Genomic DNA, 1,114 nt, shown 5'->3' on the forward strand with positions numbered 1-1,114 from the left:
GGCGGGGCGCTATCTAGCACTGATCAAGAGGCATTTGGCGCGTTTGCTTGGGATCAGTAGTATGCATCTCAAAGAATGTTGCTGGGAGGAAGGGAGAATTGGCTCCCCGAGCTGGGCTCGAACTAGGCAAAGTCATGGAGTTTGCCACGGATCCGTTGTATACGTTTCAAAGAATGTTGTTGAGAGTAAGGGAGAATTGGCTCCCCGATCTGGGCTCGAACTAGGCAAAGTCATGGAGTTTGCCACGGATCCGTTGTATACGTTTCAAAGAATGTTGTTGAGAGTAAGGGAGAATTGGCTCCCCGAGCTGGGCTCGAACTAGGCAAAGTCATGGAGTTTGCCACGGATCCGTTGTATACGTTTCAAGGAATGTTGTTGAGAGGAAGGGAGAATTGGCTCCCCGAGCTGGGCTCGAACCAGCGACCCACGGATTAACAGTCCGTTGCTCTACCAACTGAGCTATCGGGGAACTTCTCAACGGCGCGAATACTACCCAGATCAAAAAAAAGCGTCAACAAAAAAAACGCGCTTATTTGAATTATTTGTACGTGTTAACATTTGGCTCCAAATTTTGTTTATAAATCAACCAGATGAGCGGCGTTTATGCCTGTTGAACACCTTTCTTACCGCCCGCCTTTTTTGCTTAGAAATCCGCACATTCATACCGTGCTTGCTTCGTTTCGTAAGGTTCGTCACTTGAAGCAGCTTCCAATGGAGGAGGTGTTGGCAACTCCGGATGGTGATGAGCTTTATATCGATTGGTATTGTGCAAGCGCTAAACGCTTGCTGATTATAAGTCATGGTTTGGAGGGCAACAGCCGGCGCCCTTATGTTCTTGGCATGGCCGCACAAGCATTGGACACTGGCTGGGATGTGCTTGCCTGGAATTATAGAAGTTGTGCGGGCGTGCCGAACAAGAGGCTGCAGAACTACCATAGTGGATCGACAGAAGATCTTGATCTGCTTGTACGCGAAGCGATAAGCCGAGGCTACGATAAAATTGCGTTGTGTGGATTCAGTATCGGCGGGAACAAGACTCTATTATACGTATCGCGCGAGAAGCAGTATTTACCGACGGAGGTAAAAGCAGCGCTAGCGTTCTCGGTGCCCTGCG

At 49.2% G+C, this 1,114-nt stretch carries 1 protein-coding gene, 1 tRNA gene and 1 pseudogene; 2 read left to right on the forward strand and 1 reads right to left on the reverse strand.

What is annotated here, in order from left to right; genetic code table 11:
- Nucleotides 1–322, forward strand: a 322-nt coding sequence (locus A3751_RS23335; protein WP_231876801.1) for a hypothetical protein, incomplete at its 5' end; no start/stop codon positions are given.
- 71 nt (nucleotides 323–393) lie between these two features.
- Here A3751_RS23335 and A3751_RS00300 read toward each other — a convergent pair.
- Nucleotides 394–469, reverse strand: a tRNA-Asn gene (locus tag A3751_RS00300).
- A 134-nt stretch (nucleotides 470–603) separates the two neighbouring features.
- Between A3751_RS00300 and A3751_RS00305 the strand changes: the two are divergent.
- Nucleotides 604–1,114 (forward strand): annotated as a pseudogene (locus A3751_RS00305) (alpha/beta fold hydrolase); the annotation flags it as partial.

The organism is Oleiphilus sp. HI0080 (genome assembly GCF_001635135.1).